Raw genomic sequence first — 21,218 nt, forward strand, 5'->3', positions numbered from 1 at the left:
GTCATGCGACCCCGCTACAGGAAGGGACGATTATGTTCGACTTCAAATGTTCAATGCAGGCCCAGCTCGATAACTTGTGGCTCAAGCCCGAAGACCTCGCACGAGGCATCGATGTTCGCGTGTCGAGCGTGCGCAAATGGCTCGACCCCGAGCTCTATTGCGTTCCGGTCAAGGACGCCTTTGATTGGGTCTACGACCAAACCGAGAAGCTCGGAAACCTTACAATGCATTGCCTGAACGAGGCGAATGAGTCTGCCGAGAAGTTCGGCCGACATATCCTTCGCTGGTATCGCGACGAGGATCTGCCCGAGACCGAACCGATGGGCCTCTACAATCTAGCGAGTCATCTCGTTGCCGACCAACTTGAGGCTAAGGATATAGAGTGCTCATTTGTCTATGCGTGCCGCGATGATGAATGGATCGAGCAGCACTTGGACGATTTTCCCGACCTCGATCCGAAGGCCGAGTTTTCCGCCTGGGCAGATATCTTGGGAGTGCCGACGTCAGAGATTGCAATGGGGCTGGGCATTACAGGTCGCTCGGTAAAAGACTGGAAGAACCCCAAGCGCGACACGATGCTGCCGGTAGACGAGGCATGGGACTTCCTGGAGGATTACGCCGACACGATTGAGATCCGAACCGCGGAGCTTCTCAAAAGCAAGCCCAATCCGATGCCGTATCATCCCATGACCCGTCTCGGGACCCTTTCGAAACGGGAACGTATCGATAACCTTGCAGCCCTCGCGGCTTCCAAGAAACTCATGGCCGATGGCAAGACCGTTGTTGATTTCGCATACGTCTAAGACCGTCCTGCGGGCTGAAACAGTTGCAACCCAATGGCTAGACCCAGCGCGAAGCATGCCGTGGCATCGCTTCTATTGGATGATGAATGGAAAGTGACCTATCAATGACCATAAGCGATGGAATGATCAGGGCAGAATGGCGCTCCTTGGAACAAGCCGAAAATGCCAAACGAAAATGCGCGGACTGCCTCTATTGCACTTGCAACGGAAACGTTCCGGACGATTTGCACCGTCCCGAAGATACGAAAGTTGAGTACATATGCCACCGCAGGGACGGCCATGAGTTCGAGACCGCCCATTCGAACCGATGCAATTACTGGAAGAAACGCGACGAAAGCTGATCAGAGCGCTACTTTTTCACATCGGTCCGCTGTTTGTTCTCGTCAATCCCACGCAGGTCGAACTGTTTGTTTCCGCGTTTAAGTACGAGCTGCCAGCCACACGCATCGCAGATCTTTACAAACTCATCGATGGTGAATCGCGTATTGTTGTGCAGTCGCGTTGACAGACTGCCTTTCTGCTTGCCGGTTTTAATCGATGCATCCTGCAGTGTCATACCGCAATCCTGCACCATATAGCGAATAGCGTCGGACGAACCGATTCGTTCAAGCACTGGATACCTCTTTCAGATATACGATAGTCTATTCTGATTATAGCCATTCTAGCTATTTCCTAGACGCGACAATGCGATCGGCCGTTGCCCGACCCCTGCCAAAAGCACTGAAAACAGTGCCGGATCGTCCCTCAATCGTCCTCGGTTCGCTCGTGAGATTGCCTCAGCGGCAAATCACGCTGGATATATTCAGTCTGTCCCAAGATGTAAGAACTAATTCCCACATTAGGAGGACAGATGGATAACGATACCCAATTCGACCCGGCAACCATTCGTATGGCGTATTTCGCCTTGCTCTTGAGCGGCAGGAGGGGCGACAACCTAGAGCTCGCCGTTGCCCAGGAAATGCTAAAGCTGGAACGTCTCACGGCCGATCGCTCGTTGCCGTCCATGATTGGCCGTTCGGTACGAATCGCGGCAACGATTAACTCGATTGAGTTCGAGGAATCTTCGAAGCGTTACCTGATTAAGTTCCAAGCGGACAACGGAGAAAAGGAGGAGAGGATCCGTTCCGAGCGCGTTGATTCCAACCATAAGAGCGCGGTAAAGAAGATTTGGGAACGTGACCTGGTCGGTCATCGTGTCCTCCTCTTCAAATACAAAGACAGGGTCGGAACAAAAGAGGCGCCCAACGGCTATCGAATCGCCCCATACTGCATCGACCACGGCAAGGCGGAGTAGGTGCAGATGAAGCGTACGAAACTGGAAGACCTAGATCTAAAGACAATTGTTTCGTCCGAACTCGAGAGTCGCAACTGCGATGGACTTTATTCTCCTTGTAACCGTTGTGAGTGTGGCTGTTCCCGAATGAAACTCTTTTCCTGCGGCAAGGCGTGTGCAGATTGCCGCCCCGGTTTACAACACCCCGGCACGAGCGACCTAAAGATCGTCTCACATGATGAATACTGTGAGATTATCGACCGAATCGAAGCTGAACATAAGCGCCACGAGGAGAAGCTCCGAGCCGAGGCAATTGAGAAAAGAAAGGCCGAACGACTCGAGGCAAAGCAGATTAAAGAGGAGAACGCCCTCAAAAAGAAGCAGGCGCGAGCCGAGGAGAAGCAGCGGCGAACAGATAAACGAAAGCAGTTCATTGATAGCATCCATGCAAAACTCGAGAAGCAGGTCGAAGATATTTCAGCCGCGATACACACGAGTATTCTTTGCAAACTTCTCAGTGGCGTATCAATCGGATCGATTGTCTTCTCGATTGCATCTATCATCTTCTTTGAGGTTATCAAGCATGAATGGATGACTTCGGCGGCAAAGGTAGAAGCGCTTGCAGCCGTCTATCTATTTCAAAAGCTGTTTATGTTCGAGGCGATCTACGTATTCGTTATCGTAGCGTTTACGATCGGCTTGATTATCGTCCGTGTCGTTCGCGGCGATTGGAAGGTTGATTTCGAGCTTGAAGAACAGTCTGAAAAGGAAGAAAAGGACGATCAGTTCTTCCTTTAGGATTATCTGTACCCTCGCTTCTTATATATCTCCAGCCTCGAGTTATTGGGTCAATTCATTTTGGATTGATCCATTTTCTTTCTTCAAAAGCAGTCTTGATAGCTGATTTAGATGTTCATCGGCTCGTTGCACAAGAGCCTGGCAGGACTATATTCGGCCGATAGTTTTTTAATTTCGCGGCCGAGGTGCGACATTACTGCGACAGAGGTGCGACATTTTTGTTGCCGCCTGTTTCATGCATGAATAGGTTGAGCATCTTCACAGGCTTTCAGACGATGATTTAGATCTACTTTGCTATCTGATTTCAACTCACCGTCCTAAAGAATTTCAATTGCCGATGCACTGCTTTTGCTTCAAAACGCCAGCGAACATTTAATTCAGCAGGGCTGAGATTCTTATAGGGCAGTTCTAATTTCAATTTTAAATTGCAGTCCAGATACCAACCAAACACCAACTTGAGACTAATTGAAACGCATGCGGAGTGCCTTGAATGGCACTCCGCGGTATCACTGTTTGCTATTATTCATATTCTTATAATTCCGCCGAAATGCCGATGCATTTGAATTGCGCGGCTTATTTGGGATTGTATTCTGCGTATTTTTGCCCGTTTGCTTTTTAGGAATCAAACGGAATCTATCTATCCACTCGTTAGGGTTGTCATTGCATCCCATCAAATATGGCAGAAGCTAATGCCTGATTCACACGCAGAAGCGAGAACGAAAACCTATCAGCTCACCCATGTCCACATGTTTTTATCGCTCATTTATATTCTTCAGCAATTACTTCCGTCCTTTACGTGCGCTGATTTCAGGTTGTAATTTATGGTTGCGGGTACTATCCTGCGTACGATTTAAAGCAATTTGCAAACCAAGCGGAGTGCCTTGAATGGCACTCCGCAGTATCACTATTTGTTCTTACTCTATTTATCCAAAGGCGAAAATAGCTTCGCAACCGGCCTGAATAGCCCATATTGCTGTGCAATAAGATTACCAGCAGTTTTTGATTTCCTTTATATCGAATAACGTTTTCAGTCTCAGAACTGCAACCAGTTTTTAATTTACGGCGTGCATCAATCGTTACGCGAAGCGCTTTTCTTTTCTATTTCAGCTGCCAGTCCATCAATAATACGTAGTCAATTTGCGTTTCTAAATTGGAAGAACTGGCTTTCTTTTTGCCAACAATCATCAAACACGAAGCGTTCGCACCATCGTTTTGCGTTGCACGGAACACATTTACCGACTTTCTAAGTTAATACAAAGGCATTTGCAAATATCGACTGCACTCCCGAACAACAACCAAATCAGCGTTCAAATCTTATTGCTAGAACCCAATCAACCTTACAAATAGTTTGTTGTCGAACTATTTCCGCCGTTGTTCAAATCGAAACTCGTATATAACTTACTAATTGCCGCACACACATCAGAACTCGATCCCAGACTACTGAACCGCTCACCAAATAGGGGAGTGCGCTACCTGATCCGAATTGCAGATCACTGTGGTTTCCTGCCAAGCGCATTTTCAAAACACACCTACTTTCATCGCCCGTAACTTCTTTGCTAGCCCTGTTCCCCATCTGTTTCATTGTCGGACATTCATCACGAACCTTATGTCCTGTCAGACATTTACGCTCCTCGGCTGTGGGATTGTCAGACATTACCTAGGCAATCAATAGCAGGCTGTCAGACATTTCCCAACGTCCCGACCACACGCCACGGAATAGCAGAAATTGCCCCAAGCAGGGGCCGATCACCCCGCGGCGCGGCCGCCAGCCCTGCGGACAGGCGGCAGGTGCAAAACGGCCTTGCCAATTATGGATGCCGCTGCGGCAACACCTGAGCCCACCTAAAAACGTGCCCCAAACTACCCATAAGGCCATTTTGCACGCCAGCTTCGTTCAACGTCAGACATTAGAAATGTCAGACATTGAACCTGCGGCAAAGCCGCAGCTGGGGCCGCTAGCGGCCTGTAATCGCGTCGCTCCGCTCGCTCCCGTCAAGCGAAATGTCAGACAGGCTGTCAGACATTTAGATCCGCTTGACGGACGGCCTGCTCGCGAAGCTCACCATCGGCCGTAGTTAAGGAGATACGAAATGTCAGACATTTCGACAGATCGAGAAACCCTAGAAACCGTCAGCCCAAATTTGTCAGACATTGCCCCCACCGCCATCCAAATGCCGGTCGACACGTCACCCTACGCCCCGCCAGTTCGGCCGCAACCCGAACGGACGCACACCGAAATGTCAGCCATCTCGCCGACCCCAAATGCTGCCCAGCCCGTAACTCGCCGCATCACAGTCCGCCTACCGACCGCAGACCTGACCGCCCTCGACGCCCGGGCCGATGCCCTCAACGCCAGCCGAAGCGACTACCTTCGCACCCTAGTTGCCCTCCCGGTGACCCTCGACCTGACATCCATCCGCCATGCCACTCCAGGCTCCGAATCGCTCACCCGTCCGCTCGGCCCAGGCCTAGCCCTCGCGCTCTCCGGCAACCAAACTGAAAGTTTGGCAATCCAAGCCATTACCGACAGCATGCTCGAATCAATCTCCAACGAGGTCCGCGCCATCGGCGTCAACTACAACCAGGCAGTCCGTGCCTTAAATCGCATCATCAAGAAGTACGGCAACCATCGCGCCCTCTCGCAGGATGAGCGAACGGAGATTGTTGAGCTCTATGAGCGCCTCTCAAAGCAGAACAAGGCGATCTATGAGCGCCTCAAGACTCTCGCATCCGATGTCGAGGCCCTGTCCGCCAAACCGTCCGTCAACCTGACTGCTATCGGCTTGGTTCAAACCGAGGCCCCTGTCAATAAAACCGAACCCGAGCGCCGCCGACGAGTTCGCGGCAAAAAACACGGCACACCCCGACCCGACCAATTTGAGGACGGCGATGACTCATGACCTATATGAAGCCCCTCTCCGGTCATAGCTCAGTCAAATGGATTCGCTACTATCTATTCAAGAACGACCGCGCCCTGGACAAGGATTTCCTGAACCTCACCGATCGCGACTGGAAAGGCCGCGACTGGGCGAAAGTGATGGACCGAACTCGCGAGATTTTCGGCAACGACGTGCCGGTCAAAAAGGACACCAAGGTTCGTACTTACGAGCACATGATTATCTCGCTCGACGAAAAGGACAATGGCGTAGAGCTCGATGACTTCCGCGACTTCGTGAACGAGTGGGCTTCCAAATGGTTCGACTCGCGCGGCCCTGAAGGGGAGGGCATCGGGCGCTTCGAGGTGGCCATCGCCTATCACGATGACAACACCGCCCGCGAGGCCGAAGGAAAACAGGGCATCCTGCACGCGCACATCGTCATCAACAACACTGAGCTCGAGACCAAGCGCCGCATCTCCGGTCTTCTTACGACTAAGGTTGTCCAGGCGATGCGAGCTGACTTGCAAACCATGTCGCTTGAACGAGGCTGGCACGCCTTCGCCACCGATGGCAAGTCATACACTCAGGCTGAAATGGACGAAAAGGGCTTGAAAGTTTCCCGCGGCAAGAGGCTCGACCGAGCCATGGCGGCGCTCGATAACGTCCTTGCAAACGAGGCGAAGGGTGCCAAAGTTGAAGACTTTGGCGAGGCCATGCAGCAGCAGTTGGATGAGCGTCGTTCGGTCGAAAAATTGATTCCCGAGACATATACGGACAGCTTGACCGCCAGCCGACGGCCAAGTGACGGTAAGCCCGACTCAACCAATTCCGACAAGTTCACCGGTCTTTCGTACACAACCATGAGGACCGATGACGGCCGCGCCATGCGTCTTGTTGTCCCGCGTGGATTCGGAGACTCCGATACCATGGCGGAGCGGCAAATCGAAACTCGTGAAGGCTGGTCTTGGAAGGATGATATCCGAGACCGCGTGGACGTCGCGATGCGCGTTTCCAAAGGCCCTGTCGATTTCGCATCGAAGCTCGCCGAACTCGGCATCAAGGTCAACTACAACCGTAACGGCGATATCGTCTATCACCATCCAAGTGACCCCGAATCCAGAAAAGTCAAAGGCTCAACGTTGGGCAAGCAGTATTCCGCAATATCGATAGAGCAGACGATGGCAGAAAAATACGCTAGCCAACGTCAAAAAGCTCAAGGACTCGTCAGTCGCGAGCGCTGGATGAACGAGGACGAGCGCTCCGCTGCGATGGCCATCGCCAAGGCGGCAACGCCATGCACCCGTGAGGGAGCGGAACTCATGGGACGCCTGAAAACGACCATTGAGCAAAATGATGCCGCTCCGCGCGACCGCACAGTTCGCGGTTCTAACGTTGAGTATCCGTCTTCCCATGCCAGCTCGCTCGGCATCGAGTACCCCAAGTCTTCCGCGACCGGTGATGGCCGTCGCAAGAAGATGACCGAGGAGGAGATCCTTGATGCGATGGCGGATGTACGCGACGCGAAGGGCTACGGCGGTCTTGCCGCAAACAACCCAACAGGCACTTCCTCCAATTCCGGCAATTCTCAGCATCAGGAAGATGCGACCGAGATTCAGAAAACCAAACATCACTAAGGAGTAGGCATGATTATTGCTATCGAGTACAAGAACGGACGCATGAAGGAGTTCGACACGAGCGCCTTCACCGCCACCAACGCCATGAGTGCGGGCGACAAGACAGCCCGAAACGTCATGACCGAGCTTGACCTACGGCTCGACCTCGTAAACGAGGTTGGTCTGAGACTTGATTTCTATTGGTATGACGCAACGCCCCAGGGACAGCGCGTCGATATTCCAGGTCTCACGGATTCAAAAGGGGACCCCGTCAGCCTCACCTCTGCATCGAGGCGCTTGGGGACCTCCGTGCTCCTCTGCTCCCGCGAAGGCATCAAACAGATTTCCCGCATCATCGTGCAGCGTGCGAACGGGACGGTGGATGCCCTTTGGCGGCAGGGTACGGGCGATTGGCTCATCAACGGGGCGAGGTTCGAGGCTCAGCGCGTGCTTTCCTACACGGACAGTAACGTCACTTCGATGAATTCCCAGGCGGTGTTCGTCTTCAAGTATATGAAGAAGGCTAACCCCTTGATGAGCGAAGAAGAGATTTGCGACCTTATTGGCTACCCGCTCGACGCATACAAGGAGATTCAGCTGGACGAGGCGAAGAACGCCGAGGGAATAGTCGGTGCAGAACTTATCGAATCGGATGATGGAGAGGACTCGGAATATCCTTCCGATTCCGCCGCCCCCGAACCTTCCGATTCAACCTCTAACCCATCCCTCGGGAAGCATTTCGCCGTGGACGATGATGATGACGGATTCGATGACGATGAGGACTCTCTGTTCGATGTCTGACATTTGCCACAGCCGTCGGATTCATGATATTTTGAATGTGCTGGCGTAACCCCAAGCGCCATGAAACAGGAGAGACGAATATACCGCCCGACCGTGCGAGGCACGGCTATCTATTCCAATTTGATTACGCTTGACTGACTCGGTATGACTCGGACCGTCTCTCCGCACGTTCTGACAGGAGATGACAGGTTTGCGGAAGCGTAACGACACCCAGACGGAAAACCAGATGAGCGCCTGGTCGAGGCGGTCTCGATGAAGGCGGCGGTCAAGGTAAGCGAGGCCATCTCTCGGCTTCGCAGGCAGATCGACACGACGGAGCTCGAGGAAGCCGTCGATGATTTCCTCGCGGCTTACGGAGAGCTCCGCAGCCAGTACTACTACGAGGACTCCGAGGCGAAGGCGAACGCAAAGACCGCCTCGACGCTTCTGGAAGCCGTTGACCGCGGGTTGATTGAGCTGCCCCAGACCGACGATGGAATCGTGATTGTCCCAGACATGAAGCTGCGTCTCCCCGATGGGGCGAAGCTCTACGTCAACTCAATCGAAATCGAATCGACCGCGACCGGCCGCGCCCCGATAGTCCGCTTCGAGGATGGCTCGTCTATCCGCTGTCGTCGCGGCTCGGGCGTGCAGATTGTCCGAATGCCCCTGGAGGAGGAGCAGAATGCCGACTGAACGTGACACCCAGCTCGCCCTGCCGTTCCGCATCCCCGTTCTGCGCGTCTTCCTGCTGCCTTTCATGCAAGACGGGAAGCGCGACCGCCTGTTCCTCATTCTGCTTGCCTGCGTCATGTCTACTGCAGGCTTTCTCATGCAGGGAAACGGATCGTATGACTCTGATGGTTGGTTCCTGCTCGGAACGGGAAAGCAAATCGTCGAGAACGGCATCCCGTACACCAACCCTTGGTCATTGGCGTCCTACAGGCCGATTGTCGTCCAGCAGTGGCTCCACGATGTGCTGCTATACGGTTCGTATACCCTGGCAGGATATGCCGGCACGATACTCTATCAGGTCCTCCTCTCCGCCGTCGTTGCCCTCGCGCTGGCCTTTGCAATCCAAGGATTCGGCGATAAACGCCTGACTTTGCCCCGCCTGCTGTTCTGCATCGGCCTAGCCCTTTTCGGGGCGGGAATCTACATCTCAGTCCGTCCTACGGCATGGTCGATGGCATGCATGTGCTTGACTGTCGGTGTCTGCACTCGTTGGAAGCGTACCGGCGACTGGCGCTATCTCATCGCCCTGCCCGCGATCACCATACTGCACGTGAACATGCAATCGGCCATGTGGTTCCTAGATGTCTTCCTCGCTGGGTGCTTCCTTTTGCCCCGTGACCTATCCGAATTCAAAACCACCACTCCCGATGAGATGCTGGCCGAGATCTTCCCGCTAACCATCGCCCTGCCTGCGATGCTTCTCGCCGCTTTCGTGAACCCGTACGGCGTCGATGGCGTCCGCTACGTGATCGACTCGATGGGTGCTGCATCTTACGGAAATGTGATATCGGAGATGAAGCCCGCCTTCGAGGCGACGAACGGGTTCTGCGTCGTTTTCTTCGCGGTCGGCTTCATTCCCACAGCACTTGCCGCCGCCATCTGGCGCAAACGGATCGATGCCCCGCTGCTGGTCATCCTCATCGCCGCCTTGGTCGCGACGATGCTCCATTGGCGAAACGTCTGGATCTTCTCGGTTGCATCCGCCCTCGCCTTCGCGAGCCTGCTGACGGGAATCGAAGACCCTTCCGCATCTAAATCGCACCATGCGGCAAAAACTGCTGCCTTGATTGCCCTCCTTGCCGCAATCGGCCCGCTTGTTGCGAACTGCTGTGTCTGTGCCGCGAACGGCGGACAGTCCTGCTGGCAGACCTCCGAACGCTCGGCAAATTCCCTTGTGAAGGAGATTGCCGAAAGCGGCATCTACGACCCCGTCGTATACGCCGAGGATCCCGTCATATACAACTACCTGGAGTGGGAGGGGATGAAAGTTCCCTTCGACCTGCGACCCGAGCTCTGGGACGATAAGGGTGCGGCGGGAGTCGTCTCCCCATACCGTGACTACGTGGACGGCATGCAATCCAAGAAAGCAAGGCTGTCCTACCTCGCTTCCGGCGATTTCGACTATTACATCGTCTCGACCGCATCGGCGCCTTGGTACGCAACTAAATTGAACCTGCAAACCATTGATTCCACCGACACCCTGACCCTGCTGAAGGATGCGAGGTAGGGAAGTGAAGATCAAAGTCTGGACTTACTCGGAGGGCGATGAATTTCCGATTCGCAGGTCCTCTTTTTTACGCAGGCATTGGAAAACATTTCTGATTGCTTTCTTGGCGATTATCCTCGCCGCTACGGCGTGGTCATCTATTGCGGCAAGTTCTGCGAGTCAGCCGTCTTTCACGCCCGATTCACCCTATGTGTACGATGGTGCCGATGTCCTGGACTCATCCGTTGCCGACACCCTGACGCAGCTAAACGAGACGCTGGAGAGCCAAGCAGATGGCGCACAGCTCTACGTAGTGACTATCGACAGCCTGCCGCTAGCTCAGACTATCGAGGACTATTCGATTGAGCAGGCGCAGCGTATCGGCGCGGGTGATTCCGAAAAGGACAACGGCGTACTCTACACGTTCGTGAAAAACACCCGCCAGGATAGGCTTGAGGTCGGATACGGTCTCGAGGACAGGCTGACGGATTCGGTCTGCGCGAAGATTCTCGACAGCGCCCACGGCTATTACCGAGACCGCGACATCAAAGCCGGCGTGAAAGACCTCGCGCGGGACGTGGCAAACGCAATTCAACCCGACATCGATGGCGGTACCTATTTCAACGATAACGCACAAGATGAGGAACAGCCCGATTTGGCCGCGACCGTGATTGCGTGGATCCTCTTTATCGGCATCATCGTGTTGGCGATTGCGATGCCAAATCCGCGCAACTCGAATTATGTCAGCGATTCCTCCTCCCGCACAGATCACTCGCACAGCTCATCCTCTTATCGCTCTTCACACTCTTCCCACCGGTCAGGCGGCGGCCATTTCGGTGGCGGGGGCGCTTCGGGCAGCTGGTAACAATCCGTCCAGCATCGCAACAGTAATTCACAGAACAGGAGACACGAAATGGAATCCAAAGACAATCGACCCGGAACACCGAAGCTGAAGCCGTGGATGGTGGCGGCATTTGCCATCGTCGTAATCCTCTTCTTGGGGATGGCAATCGGCGGCGGGATGTATAACTCCCTGAATGCCTCACGGCAGACCGTCGATGCCGACTGGGCGCAAGTAGAGAACGTGATGCAGCGCCGTGCTGACCTCATCCCGAACCTCGTCGCATCCGTGAAGGGCGAAATGCAAAACGAGCAGGAGATCTTCAAGTCGATCGCCGAAAGCCGCAAGCAGTTCGAGACATCCGACACCCAGGCGGAAAAACTCGCCGCAGACGACGAGCTGAACGCCCAGACAACCGTTCTTCTGAACGCCGTCAAGGAGAACTATCCCGAACTTGCCTCCTCCGAGCAGGTGAAGACCCTGATGACGCAACTCGAGGGTTCGGAGAACCGAATCTCGGTCGAGCGCAAGCGCTACATCGATGACGTTGCGGGCTACAACAGGAAGGTGACCTCTTTCCCGATGAACCTCATCGCAAAACCCTTCGGTTTCGACAGCGTTGCCCAATACAAAGCCGCACCGTCCGCGGCAAACGTCCCCGTTGTCGATTTCAATTGATATTCGGCCGTAAAACCTTACCTTGATATAGCCTTCCGCCGTTACGGGAGGCTATACTATTATTGATGTACCGGCAAGCGTTCCCCAAGCGCTTCAAGAAGACAGGAAGTGAATATGGCAGCATTCGCAGACCCACGCGAGAGCGGATTCGACCCCGAGCTTGTCAAGACGGCCCTGATGTCGCGCGAGCAATTCAGCTCCAAGCCCCGCAAGTTGGTTCTCGGCATCGACATGGGAATCGCCGATATCGGAATCTGCCTCATGGACGGACTGAACCAAGAGATCGTCCTCATGGCAACCCATCTGTTCGATTGCCCGAGAAATCCGAAAGACCAGACGAGTCTTGCATCTACGAGGCGTCAGGCGAGGTCGCAGCGCCGTAACATCGCCCGCCGCGCGGCGAGGAAGAAGCATATCCGCGAGATTCTGATAGCGCACGGCGTCATTCCCGAGGGCGCGGACGCCGAATGGTTCTCCGTACGCAAGGGCGAACGGGACAACATCCAACTGCGCGTGAAGGGCCTGAGTGAGGTTCTTTCCTGCCGCGAGCTCGCCCGTATCCTCTACGGCTTCGCCTCCCGCCGCGGCTATATCGATCATGGCAAAGCCGACAACGACAAGGATGCCGGCAAGGTGAAGAAGGCCCTGGAAGCCAACGCCGAGATTATGGAAGCGAACGGCTACGAGACGTTCGCCCAATACCTCATAACGCAGACGAAAATCCGCAACCGCCAAAATGACTACTCCCATACCATCGATATCGACATGGTGGTGGACGAGGTTCATACCATTTTCCGCCATCAGCGCGAGCTGGGAAACGAACTTGCCACCGAATCGCTTGAAGGGGAGTATCTCGTCGCCCTGCGCTGGCTTACGGATACGACCAAACGCGACCGGATTATCTACTCCAAGGTCGGTTACTGCACCTACCTCGGCGAGCCGGTCAAGCGCGGACCGAAATCATCCATCTCGTCCGAGATGGTCCGTGCCTACCAGACGCTCGCGAACGTCAAGATTGAGCATATCGGCGGTCCCGCTACGCAGATTGCGCCTGCAGTGCGCAACCAGATAGTCCACGAGCTGTTCAAGGTCTCCAAGAATCCAAAGCCGCTGAAATGGTCGCAGCTGCGCAAGAAGCTCGACCTTGCCGATACCGCCACGTTCGCCGGCATCCGCCAATCCGACGAGGCGAAAGATGCCTGCGTGAAGATTCCCGCATGGAACGCGCTCTGCTCGACACTCCATGCCCTGAACCCAGCCCTGCTCAATCGCCTGCACGATGATATCGACCTCGCCGATGAGGTATGCGCCGCCGCAACGTTTGCATCCTCATCCGAATCTTTCGCCACCCGTATCGCCGAGCGCACCGACGGGTTTACGAAAGAGGACATGGATGCGCTTCTCGAGCTGCCCTATGGCTCGAAGCTGTTCACCGGATACGGCTCGACGAGCTTGAAGGCGCTCCGGATGCTCCGTGATGCGTTCGAGGACACGAAGATCGAGCGCCTTTACGATGCCGAGGTCGCAACGGGGCTGTATGACGCACGTGAGGCACTCGCAGCCAAGCGCAACGCGCCCGATAATGGTTTCCTGAAACCCTATTCGAGCTATTCCCCAATCTGCACCAACCCAGTTGTCCTGCGTTCCTGCGCCCAGCTGCGCCGAATCATCAACTCGATTATCAGGCATTATGGTCTACCCGACACGATTCGCGTCGAGGTGGCAAACGACCTGAAGCACACTGAGCACGAGAAGAAAATCATCACGAGCGGGAACATCTTCAACCGAAGGACAAACGAGAAAGCCAAGGACGATATCGTTCAATTCTTCGGTCTTCCCGATTCCGCCCACGTGAAGGGCAGGGATTTAGAGAAGGTTCGGCTCTATAACGAGCAGGGCGGAAAGGACCCCTACACGGGGCAGGGGATTGACTTCGGTCGCATGCTGACGGAAAAGGACTATGTCGAGATCGACCACGTCCTTCCGTTCTCCCGTTCCTGCGACAACTCGAAGACCAACAACGTTCTCGTCCTGACGAAATCGAACCGCGACAAGGCGAACCGCACGCCCTACGAGTGGATGACCTCGGGCGAGCCGACCGCGCCGAACTGGGACGAGTTCTGCATTCGTATGAATGTCTGGGCAAAAGGCAAGGACCCGAAGCACTACTATTCTTCGAAGCTCGCGAAGTTGAAGGAAGAGAACTTCACGAATAACCTCGATACCTTCATCAGCCGAAACCTGAACGACACCCGTTACATGTCCAAGGATGTCGCGAAATGGCTCACCGACTGCCTTCCATTTCCCGATGACGGGCGCAGACACGTCTTCTGCGTCTCGGGCGCGGCGACGGGTCTCATGCGCCGAGTTTGGCGTATCGGAATCCTCGATGAGGATGGTAAGAAGGACCGAGACGATGACCGCCATCATGCCGTCGACGCCGCGGTGATTGCCGCCTGCACGCCCTCGGTCGTCAAGAGCATCGCCCTCATCAGCGAGGAACACGCCACGCACCGAGATGCCGACCGCCTGTTGAACCGCTCATTGCCCTATCCCGAGTTCAAAAATCAAGTCGATGCGTGGATTCCGTGCATCGTGCCGACCTATTCACCGACCCGCACTGCCACGGGAGCGCTGTTCAAGGAGAACGCCTATTCCTACAGGGGAGTCGACGAGAAGGGCAAAGACCTCATCAAGAAGAAAAAGGGCGCATTGGGCCCCTGCACTACCGCATGGAAGGATGGCAAAGGGACTGCCAGAGCCTACGATGGACAGTACGGCTTGCTTGCCGTTTATAACGAATCGACCTCACGTTGGCTTCTAGACCCCCTTTACTACATCGATGTACAAAGGCGAAAGGCGGAAAAACCGTTCATCAGGAAGTTCTCGAAAGACCTCTCAATCGACTACTGGGAGAAGATTCCACTGACTGGAGACGAACAGACACTATTTTTGAAGCCGGGAGACGTTTTGGCACAGGACGGCCTGGTGGGTCGTTTGCATTCCTACGACATTTCCGTCAACACAGTAAAGATGTATTACGCAAGAGGGGAAATTTCCTTCCAGAAAACTGGCCCGCTCGCGGCCGAGAGGTTCCCGACCCTGTCAAAGTGGAATGACGGGCTGAAGATTATGCAAGAGGATTGCTTAGGCCTCTGCTGGCTCGAATTCCTCACCGATCGAGCGGCCAGTTGCTAGCCGATAACAGACAGTCTTAAGAAGGGGAGTGCGCTGAAGCGCCTTCCCCTTCTTACTAAAACGTCAAGAAGAGCTGCGTTCCGGGTGTCTCATTCCCGCCGGAGTTCGAGGTTCCGGTGTTGACGAGAATCTCCCTGTCAACGTACTGCTTCTCGGTGAACTGCATCGCCACGACATGACCCGCCGGCGGGAGGTTTTTCCTAAGCTGCTCCGTATGGGTCTCAGCAGATGCCCTGCTGAGGAGATTCCGCGAGTAGATGCTGTTCTGCTCCCTGATATAGCCATCATCTTCCAGAAAACGCCTGAACTTGATGTAGGCATCCTTGTTGGATTTCGTCTTCGTGGGGAGATCGAACATCACCAAGAGTCTCATGATTCTCATAGCCTGCCTCTCGTTCTCAGACTGTCCGGTGTAGCCATTTCCAAACCGATAAGTGTGGGCAGCAGGAGCTGATCCGAATCCTTCAGCTCGACCGCCCTTCTCAGGGATTCACAATAGACGTCGATAGCCATCTGAATGGGCATCTCCTTACCGTCCACCAAGACGATAACCGACGTGACCTTCGTCAGGGTATCCTTGTTCATCCTCGATAGAGGACCCAAGATGTTCTCCTTGACCACCAGAAGATCGACGGCGGCTCGGAACGGTTCGATAAGGTCATCAACCAGATTGAAAGCGTTTTCGGCATTGTGGTGATGGATACCGCGCGAAACGAGCCAACCGTGTGATACCGCGCACTGCGCGATACCAGATCTCAAAATTGCATAGCCGAAATCCAGCGGCGCGGTCATGGGGCCTTCCCTGCGCGTTCCATAGGGAAGTAGTTTGGGGAAGTATGCACCCGCAGCGGCGCTCTCCATTTGGGTCTTGTCGTTGCTTCGAACATCCCTGGCATATCCGAGGAGTCTTTTGACATCAGATTGATCCCCACCGCATAACTCAAGACAACGCGCCTGATTCTCAATTTTCCTGCGGACGATTTTTGCCCAGAGCTGGTTTCTGAGCGGTTTCGAGATGGTGAGCTGATGCTCCACGATTTCCGCATGCCTTGAATGTGCGCCTATCGGGAGTGCCAGACCGTTGGGCATATGGTTGGAGCCGCAGAAAAGAATGCCAATACCTTCATCATTGACTTGCCCCATAAGAGAAGCCGTGATCGAAACTTGGGGGTTATCGATTATGATGACCCAGATGTCGGATAGAGGTATTTTATCGAGGACTTTATCCTCATGGCGTTCCTTGATGACAAGGTTATTGTCCTGAACGCAAAGGTACTTTGGAGTGCTGATCGTAACCGTCAATAACATAGGTGGCTCCGTTTTCTGGTATCTTATGAGATATGGACGGGGTCTTTACGTATGTAGACAACTAATCGATATTGTTATTGCCGAATTGGCAGGTTTTATTCACCAATGCACCATATTTGATTGAGCATTTTTCCAAAAACAGGGAAGGAAGGCCGGAGCGGAATGGCGATTATCATCCGAAAAAACGATAATTCGAAGCTGTATTCCGCTGATATTTCCCTGAAAAACGGCCTTCTTGAAAGGCATTTATGGGTGCCAAATATCGTTTTACAAAATTTGAAAATGAAAAAGCCCCTGCTAAAGGGGCTTTTTCGGCAGAGGGTATTCTAGCATCTCAATGAATGGCACTCTGCTAGGGCTTTTTATGTCTACTGAGCTCAAGACCACCAATTCTAGCATCTCAATGAATGGCACTCTGCTAGGGCTCATTGTGCTCCTTACTGGCACAATGAAAGATTCTAGCATCTCAATGAATGGCACTCTGCTAGGGCTACGCGCCCCCTGTACCCGGCGTTTTCCCTATTCTAGCATCTCAATGAATGGCACTCTGCTAGGGCGACTTACGAATAGCCCCGATGAGCTCAGAGATTCTAGCATCTCAATGAATGGCACTCTGCTAGGGCTCAATGATTTTCCCGTTTCCTTACTTTTCCATTCTAGCATCTCAATGAATGGCACTCTGCTAGGGCGGGCCATGACGGTCGGTGCTGCTGCTATTCTAGCATCTCAGCAAATGGCACTTCACAATGATTTTGCCCTAAGCAATGGGTATAATCATCGTACTACATTGTAATACTTTGATTGGAGTGGCCATGGCCATGAGTGCAACAGCTATCAGATTCGATGAGGGCGAGAAGGACTGGATCCAGTCCTATGCGAGCGTTCTCGGCATGTCCTTTTCCGAGTTTGTGAGGAGCGCCGCCCTCGACAAGGTCGAGGAGGCGGCCGACATCAAGGCATACAACGAGGCGCTGGCGGAAGATAACGGCACCCGCTACTCGATGGATGAGGTCCTGCGCATGGCCATGGAGGCCGAATGAGCTTCAGCGTCGTGTGGTCAAAGGCGGCGACCAAGCAACTTCTCAACATCCCGAAGAAACAGCGCCTCATTATCTTGTCTTGGGTTCAGGAGAACCTAGACGGGTGCGACGACCCGCGCCGCGCACCGAACGGAAAACAGCTTCAGGGAACCGATTCCGGTTGGCGCTGGCGCGTCGGCGTCTACCGCATCCTAGGAAGGATTGAAGACGGAAAGGCCGTCATCGAGGTCGTGAGAGTCGGCCACCGCCAGGGTGTCTACAAGAACATGCCGCGGCTGTAACCATCGCGAGGCCAAGACAACCGCAAGCGGTGCCAAACTGCCCGCTTGCGGTTGTCTGAGACATCTCTCCGCACAACAAAAAGGGGAGCCCCTAAAGAACTCCCCAGCACGGCACGGCACGGCACCGAAATTCCTAACCTCTATCCTGCTCGCCAGAAATCTCCTCGCAGTCCTCCTGCTCGAACTCCGCCTCGGCGCTCTTCGCATCGCAGATCTCATCGAGCGACTCGCCGGCCTCCTGTGATTCCGCATTGCCGACCGCCCAGCCATAGACCTCGCAAATTGCAGGCACGATGTCCTGCAAATGACCTTGCTTTTCCGCAAGGGCTACGATTACATCACTGATCGCGGTCTTCGTGCTGAACCCGTTTTCGCTGTAGAGATTGTCCACCTCATCGCCACTGAGATTTTCGATCTCGTTTACGAAATTCGCATCGACGAGCTTGACGATATGGTCTTCCATCGCGCCGACGTATCCCACGGACTCGCTTACGATCAATTCTCCGTCCTTGACCGACAACTCGATAGTGTCTCCGTTCATCTTTTTATAGAGAGCCTCAATCAGATCGCCGGCGTCGTTGATAGCTCCAATTATTTGATATGGGTTGTACTCATCGAGAAATCTGTACCCATCGTCACCGTCTTTGATGAGAGGGATGGACTTATGTATATCGATACCTGAAAGGTTCGCAACCTCGCAGTCTCGCCAGTCGGAATTGTCCTCATAGACTCGCTCGTCCAACTCGTCATAGAACCGCTCATCGATGATATTTTCGATGTTCTCCTTCTGGGCGAACTCGCGATAGGCCTCGACGAAATTGATGGTTTTCTCATCGCGACTGACTGCCTTTTCGATGGCGGCATCGATGGCCGCCTCTTTGACGGCGCCAACAAGGCTCGATGGAACCCAAGTCTCATTCGAGTCGCCCAAACCGAGTTTAGCGCGGACCTCATTGATCCAGTCACCCTTAATGTACTTCTTCTCGCTTTCTCGAGTCGAAGAATCGTTCGTCCAGATGACGTGCTTGTCTTTTCCCATGGCGCCTCCTAAAGCTGTCTTGCCTGCCTATCAGTTTGTCGGGCAGACGGCTCGCGAAGAGACCGTGGGACAGAAATAGAATTGGCCGAGCATGTTGACCGCTCAATGGCAGGACGCTCAGTATCCTGCCGAAACATAGACTAGAAGATAGACTGATAGTTTGCGAAGATGGCTAATCGAATGCTACTATCAGGTTGTGCCGCGAAACCCGCTCCTCAGGTAGTCACACTTTCGGAACGCGGGCAACGCAGGTGCAGTCGAATTGATAGCTCGGTGCCAGCCGGGCTATCTCTTTCTCCCTTCGCCATCCGAGCACATTTTTTTGAGAAGATATACCCTGGCCGGATAGGATGCGTACTGCTGGCTCGATGCCCGACTGAACCGCCTAAGGGGTATAGAAATATAGACCCGATCCCGCTCCCTAGGTTTTTTCAGGAATATCCGAAAAAACCTCCAAAAGAAAAGGGGGCCGACGCATCAGCCCCCTCCAGGTGTCGCCCAAAGGCTTCCACCGCAATTGATTTCATTCTAGGCTCGTTATGAATCGAGTCAATACCCGAAAGCGGGGGAGGGGCATCCGCACCCCCCCCCAAAAAACCGAATGAGGGCCGATTTAAGCCCTCTTTCCTGTGTCTGCTTCCACAGAATCGGCCAGCAATAAAATCGTCCCTCATTCACGGCTAAGGCAAGCCAGGTGCGTATTCGCAACGACCTTGCTTACTCCTTGGGAAGCTCGATGGGGTAGTAGGCCGCTAGGCTGCGGTACTTTCGGTAGAACCCCGACAGCAAGCTCACCACGAGGTGGCTGCACCACTCGATGGAAACGTTGGAGTGCTTGCATGAGAGCCGCACCACCGAGTAGAATTCTGGTTGAAAGAAGCGGACCCCGCGCAGGTGGCTAACCGATTACGCGGGCGATGCGGATTTCAACTTGCAAAGGCCGGGCTGCAACCCCGGCCTTATTTTTGGCTCGGATTGAACGGTTGACGCCTGTGGAGCGGCAGCCGTTATAGTTCAAAGCTCGACGGAAACCATCGAAAACAGGACGATATAGCCGAAAGCGACACTCCCGTACTCTCGATACAACATACGGAAGCGCCGCTTTCATTTGGCATCATATCTTACGAATTCCAACTTCGGCAACCGAATCAAGAAGAGCATATTGCCGCCCCGTCATCACTAGAACAGCATCGCCAAAAGAAAGCTCGTGCGGGGAGGTACGGGCTTAACAGCTGGGATTAGAAGCACCAGGCGGGGCAGACATTGATGACGTCCGGAGCGCCGCCAAAGGACGATGGCTGACCGTTGTCATGGACAAAGAGAAAGGACGTGGAAAGGGTGTTAGGAACCACCGAACGCTCCCACCAATTGCTACCAATCTTCAGGGATTCATTGGCCGAATAGTTATTCGTCACCTTGCCCTTGAACGCCTCGTACTGGGTACCCTCGGAGGAAGTCCAGGGATAGCTGGATGCCCAGTAGGAGGTGGGGACCATCTCGGAGTAGCTGAGCAGGAACAGCTTGTCGGAGGTCGCCGTGACGGCGGCATTCTTTTCGGCACCGCCGACATTGTTCGTGAGCTTGGTGACGGACTTTACCTTCGACTGGAGGTCGGACGGCATGAGTTTCCAAATCTCGCCGGAGTTCATCTTCTGGCGAAGCTCCGACTTCTCCCAGCCGCCGGCGTTTGTGCTCGTGGCGTTCATACGGGAGCTGATGGTCGTCGAGGTAGTGAGGAACGTCAGGCCCGCCTTGCCGCTACCGTCGGCCAAGTCATCGTGGTTGATGCCGATGATGCGATATTGCATCATCTTGCCGTTCGTCAGCTTCATCGAAAACTTAGTGCCGGCATCCATGGCGGCCTTGGCCTTGGCGTAGACCACAGAAGAAGTGCCGTTCTTGGCGATGTCGGTGGCCGCGGCCTTCTGCTCGTCGAGCGTCCAGTCCTTGGCTTCTTTCTGGGCAACAGTCTTCATCGCCTCGCGGTAGGCCTTTTCCTCCGCGCTCATGAAGCTGTCCCCGTCGGCGCCGGAGTCGACCGTGTTGGTGACTTGGTTGAATTGGTTTCTGATGGCGCCGGAGACCTGCGGCCCCGCGAACACGATAACCAGGCCGATGAGGGCGATAATCAGTACGTACTCGATAATCGATTGGCCTCGGAGACGGGTATTCCTAGGAGATACCCCCCCCCGAAGGTTAATTGCCGCTGCATGCATACGCGACACTCCCTTCGTATGGGAATTGATATTGCACGCAGGAGCGTACGATGCAGCGGGCCAATCAGCTCTCAACGTGCCGCAGCGGCATCCCAAAACACGCAGCTAATACTTCCCGAACGGCAAGCGGGACGCCTTCCTTGGCGTCCCGCAGTACGGCTAGTTGTTATTATTCTCATCCTCCTTTTCATCCCTCTCATCCGGCGCTCATGCGTCGAACCTAACCCCCCCCCCCCCCCTGCTCCTCAAC

Annotated in this window: 19 protein-coding genes and 1 CRISPR repeat array; of the genes, 13 read left to right on the plus strand and 6 right to left on the minus strand. The window is 54.2% G+C overall.

Annotated features, from left to right (window positions below):
- Positions 1 to 32: 32 nt before the first annotated feature.
- A complete protein-coding gene (locus DW754_RS06780) occupies positions 33 to 803 on the plus strand; it encodes a hypothetical protein (RefSeq protein ID WP_117758921.1) in 771 nt (256 codons plus the stop codon).
- Between the two features lie 349 nt (positions 804 to 1,152).
- Here DW754_RS06780 and DW754_RS06785 read toward each other — a convergent pair whose 3' ends face one another.
- A complete protein-coding gene (locus DW754_RS06785) occupies positions 1,153 to 1,416 on the minus strand; it encodes a hypothetical protein (RefSeq protein ID WP_117758920.1) in 264 nt (87 codons plus the stop codon).
- 237 nt (positions 1,417 to 1,653) lie between these two features.
- Here DW754_RS06785 and DW754_RS06790 point away from each other — a divergent pair, with 237 nt between their 5' ends.
- The 10 genes from DW754_RS06790 to cas9 all read left to right on the plus strand — a co-directional run bounded on the left by DW754_RS06790 (position 1,654) and on the right by cas9 (position 15,084).
- A complete protein-coding gene (locus DW754_RS06790) occupies positions 1,654 to 2,097 on the plus strand; it encodes a hypothetical protein (RefSeq protein ID WP_117758919.1) in 444 nt (147 codons plus the stop codon).
- A gap of 126 nt (positions 2,098 to 2,223) precedes the next feature.
- The gene (locus DW754_RS06795) at positions 2,224 to 2,874 is read left to right on the plus strand and encodes a small VCP/p97-interacting protein (RefSeq protein WP_147336385.1); all 651 of its coding nucleotides are present in this window, start codon (positions 2,224 to 2,226) and stop codon (positions 2,872 to 2,874) included.
- 2,237 nt (positions 2,875 to 5,111) lie between these two features.
- The gene (locus DW754_RS06800; protein ID WP_147336384.1) at positions 5,112 to 5,774 is read left to right on the plus strand and encodes a hypothetical protein; all 663 of its coding nucleotides are present in this window, start codon (positions 5,112 to 5,114) and stop codon (positions 5,772 to 5,774) included.
- On the plus strand, positions 5,771 to 7,387 hold the full coding sequence (locus DW754_RS06805; protein ID WP_117758916.1) for a relaxase/mobilization nuclease domain-containing protein: 1,617 nt from the start codon (positions 5,771 to 5,773) through the stop codon (positions 7,385 to 7,387). The genes DW754_RS06800 and DW754_RS06805 overlap by 4 nt, the downstream gene beginning before the upstream one ends.
- A 9-nt stretch (positions 7,388 to 7,396) precedes the next feature.
- Positions 7,397 to 8,167, plus strand: a complete 771-nt coding sequence (locus DW754_RS06810) for a hypothetical protein (protein WP_117758915.1) — start codon at positions 7,397 to 7,399, stop codon at positions 8,165 to 8,167.
- Positions 8,168 to 8,419: 252 nt separating this feature from the next.
- Positions 8,420 to 8,842 (plus strand): hypothetical protein, encoded by a 423-nt coding sequence (locus DW754_RS06815; protein WP_117758914.1) that lies wholly within the window; start codon positions 8,420 to 8,422, stop codon positions 8,840 to 8,842.
- Positions 8,832 to 10,388, plus strand: a complete 1,557-nt coding sequence (locus tag DW754_RS06820) for a hypothetical protein (protein ID WP_117758913.1) — start codon at positions 8,832 to 8,834, stop codon at positions 10,386 to 10,388. The genes DW754_RS06815 and DW754_RS06820 overlap by 11 nt, the downstream gene beginning before the upstream one ends.
- Before the next feature lie 4 nt (positions 10,389 to 10,392).
- Complete coding sequence (locus DW754_RS06825; protein ID WP_158561634.1) at positions 10,393 to 11,232, plus strand: YgcG family protein; 840 nt, start codon at positions 10,393 to 10,395, stop codon at positions 11,230 to 11,232.
- Positions 11,233 to 11,280: 48 nt separating this feature from the next.
- Positions 11,281 to 11,886, plus strand: coding sequence for a LemA family protein (locus tag DW754_RS06830; protein WP_199411455.1), 606 nt, complete (start codon positions 11,281 to 11,283; stop codon positions 11,884 to 11,886).
- 114 nt (positions 11,887 to 12,000) lie between these two features.
- Positions 12,001 to 15,084, plus strand: a complete 3,084-nt coding sequence (gene cas9 / locus DW754_RS06835) for a type II CRISPR RNA-guided endonuclease Cas9 (RefSeq protein ID WP_199411454.1) — start codon at positions 12,001 to 12,003, stop codon at positions 15,082 to 15,084.
- A 55-nt stretch (positions 15,085 to 15,139) separates the two neighbouring features.
- On the opposite strand, the gene cas2 is transcribed toward cas9, so the two are convergent.
- Both cas2 and cas1 read right to left on the minus strand, forming a co-directional pair.
- A complete protein-coding gene (gene cas2, locus DW754_RS06840; protein WP_117758911.1) occupies positions 15,140 to 15,466 on the minus strand; it encodes a CRISPR-associated endonuclease Cas2 in 327 nt (108 codons plus the stop codon).
- Complete coding sequence (gene cas1 / locus DW754_RS06845; protein ID WP_117758910.1) at positions 15,463 to 16,392, minus strand: type II CRISPR-associated endonuclease Cas1; 930 nt, start codon at positions 16,390 to 16,392, stop codon at positions 15,463 to 15,465. Before cas1 ends, cas2 begins: the two co-directional genes overlap by 4 nt.
- 323 nt (positions 16,393 to 16,715) lie before the next feature.
- Positions 16,716 to 17,143: direct repeats of the CRISPR family, unit length 36 nt; unit sequence ATTCTAGCATCTCAATGAATGGCACTCTGCTAGGGC.
- A 67-nt stretch (positions 17,144 to 17,210) separates the two neighbouring features.
- Between cas1 and relB the strand changes: the two genes are divergently transcribed.
- Together relB and DW754_RS06855 are read left to right on the plus strand one after the other, a co-directional pair.
- On the plus strand, positions 17,211 to 17,432 hold the full coding sequence (gene relB / locus DW754_RS06850; RefSeq protein ID WP_233508894.1) for a type II toxin-antitoxin system RelB family antitoxin: 222 nt from the start codon (positions 17,211 to 17,213) through the stop codon (positions 17,430 to 17,432).
- The gene (locus DW754_RS06855; RefSeq protein ID WP_117758908.1) at positions 17,429 to 17,713 is read left to right on the plus strand and encodes a type II toxin-antitoxin system RelE/ParE family toxin; all 285 of its coding nucleotides are present in this window, start codon (positions 17,429 to 17,431) and stop codon (positions 17,711 to 17,713) included. Before relB ends, DW754_RS06855 begins: the two co-directional genes overlap by 4 nt.
- A gap of 133 nt (positions 17,714 to 17,846) precedes the next feature.
- Here DW754_RS06855 and DW754_RS06860 read toward each other — a convergent pair whose 3' ends face one another.
- The 3 genes from DW754_RS06860 to DW754_RS06865 form a co-directional block, all read right to left on the minus strand.
- Entirely contained in the window at positions 17,847 to 18,752 is a 906-nt protein-coding gene (locus DW754_RS06860) for a hypothetical protein (protein ID WP_117758907.1), read from the minus strand.
- A 717-nt stretch (positions 18,753 to 19,469) separates the two neighbouring features.
- Entirely contained in the window at positions 19,470 to 19,607 is a 138-nt protein-coding gene (locus DW754_RS10965; RefSeq protein ID WP_158561633.1) for a hypothetical protein, read from the minus strand.
- A 383-nt stretch (positions 19,608 to 19,990) separates the two neighbouring features.
- The gene (locus DW754_RS06865; protein ID WP_118072013.1) at positions 19,991 to 20,968 is read right to left on the minus strand and encodes a DUF6273 domain-containing protein; all 978 of its coding nucleotides are present in this window, start codon (positions 20,966 to 20,968) and stop codon (positions 19,991 to 19,993) included.
- Positions 20,969 to 21,218: the final 250 nt, after the last annotated feature.

This window comes from Collinsella sp. AM29-10AC, assembly GCF_003469085.1.
Classification (GTDB): domain Bacteria; phylum Actinomycetota; class Coriobacteriia; order Coriobacteriales; family Coriobacteriaceae; genus Collinsella.

Coding starts and splice junctions, on each gene's coding strand:
- DW754_RS06780 (WP_117758921.1), top strand. CDS start 33: ATGTTCGACTTCAAATGTTCAATGCAGGCCCAGCTCGATAACTTGTGG.
- DW754_RS06790 (WP_117758919.1), top strand. CDS start 1,654: ATGGATAACGATACCCAATTCGACCCGGCAACCATTCGTATGGCGTAT.
- DW754_RS06795 (WP_147336385.1), top strand. CDS start 2,224: ATGAAACTCTTTTCCTGCGGCAAGGCGTGTGCAGATTGCCGCCCCGGT.
- DW754_RS06800 (WP_147336384.1), top strand. CDS start 5,112: ATGTCAGCCATCTCGCCGACCCCAAATGCTGCCCAGCCCGTAACTCGC.
- DW754_RS06805 (WP_117758916.1), top strand. CDS start 5,771: ATGACCTATATGAAGCCCCTCTCCGGTCATAGCTCAGTCAAATGGATT.
- DW754_RS06810 (WP_117758915.1), top strand. CDS start 7,397: ATGATTATTGCTATCGAGTACAAGAACGGACGCATGAAGGAGTTCGAC.
- DW754_RS06815 (WP_117758914.1), top strand. CDS start 8,420: ATGAAGGCGGCGGTCAAGGTAAGCGAGGCCATCTCTCGGCTTCGCAGG.
- DW754_RS06820 (WP_117758913.1), top strand. CDS start 8,832: ATGCCGACTGAACGTGACACCCAGCTCGCCCTGCCGTTCCGCATCCCC.
- DW754_RS06830 (WP_199411455.1), top strand. CDS start 11,281: ATGGAATCCAAAGACAATCGACCCGGAACACCGAAGCTGAAGCCGTGG.
- cas9 (WP_199411454.1), top strand. CDS start 12,001: ATGGCAGCATTCGCAGACCCACGCGAGAGCGGATTCGACCCCGAGCTT.
- cas2 (WP_117758911.1), bottom strand. CDS start 15,466: ATGAGAATCATGAGACTCTTGGTGATGTTCGATCTCCCCACGAAGACG.
- cas1 (WP_117758910.1), bottom strand. CDS start 16,392: ATGTTATTGACGGTTACGATCAGCACTCCAAAGTACCTTTGCGTTCAG.
- relB (WP_233508894.1), top strand. CDS start 17,211: ATGAGTGCAACAGCTATCAGATTCGATGAGGGCGAGAAGGACTGGATC.
- DW754_RS06855 (WP_117758908.1), top strand. CDS start 17,429: ATGAGCTTCAGCGTCGTGTGGTCAAAGGCGGCGACCAAGCAACTTCTC.
- DW754_RS06860 (WP_117758907.1), bottom strand. CDS start 18,752: ATGGGAAAAGACAAGCACGTCATCTGGACGAACGATTCTTCGACTCGA.
- DW754_RS06865 (WP_118072013.1), bottom strand. CDS start 20,968: ATGCATGCAGCGGCAATTAACCTTCGGGGGGGGGTATCTCCTAGGAAT.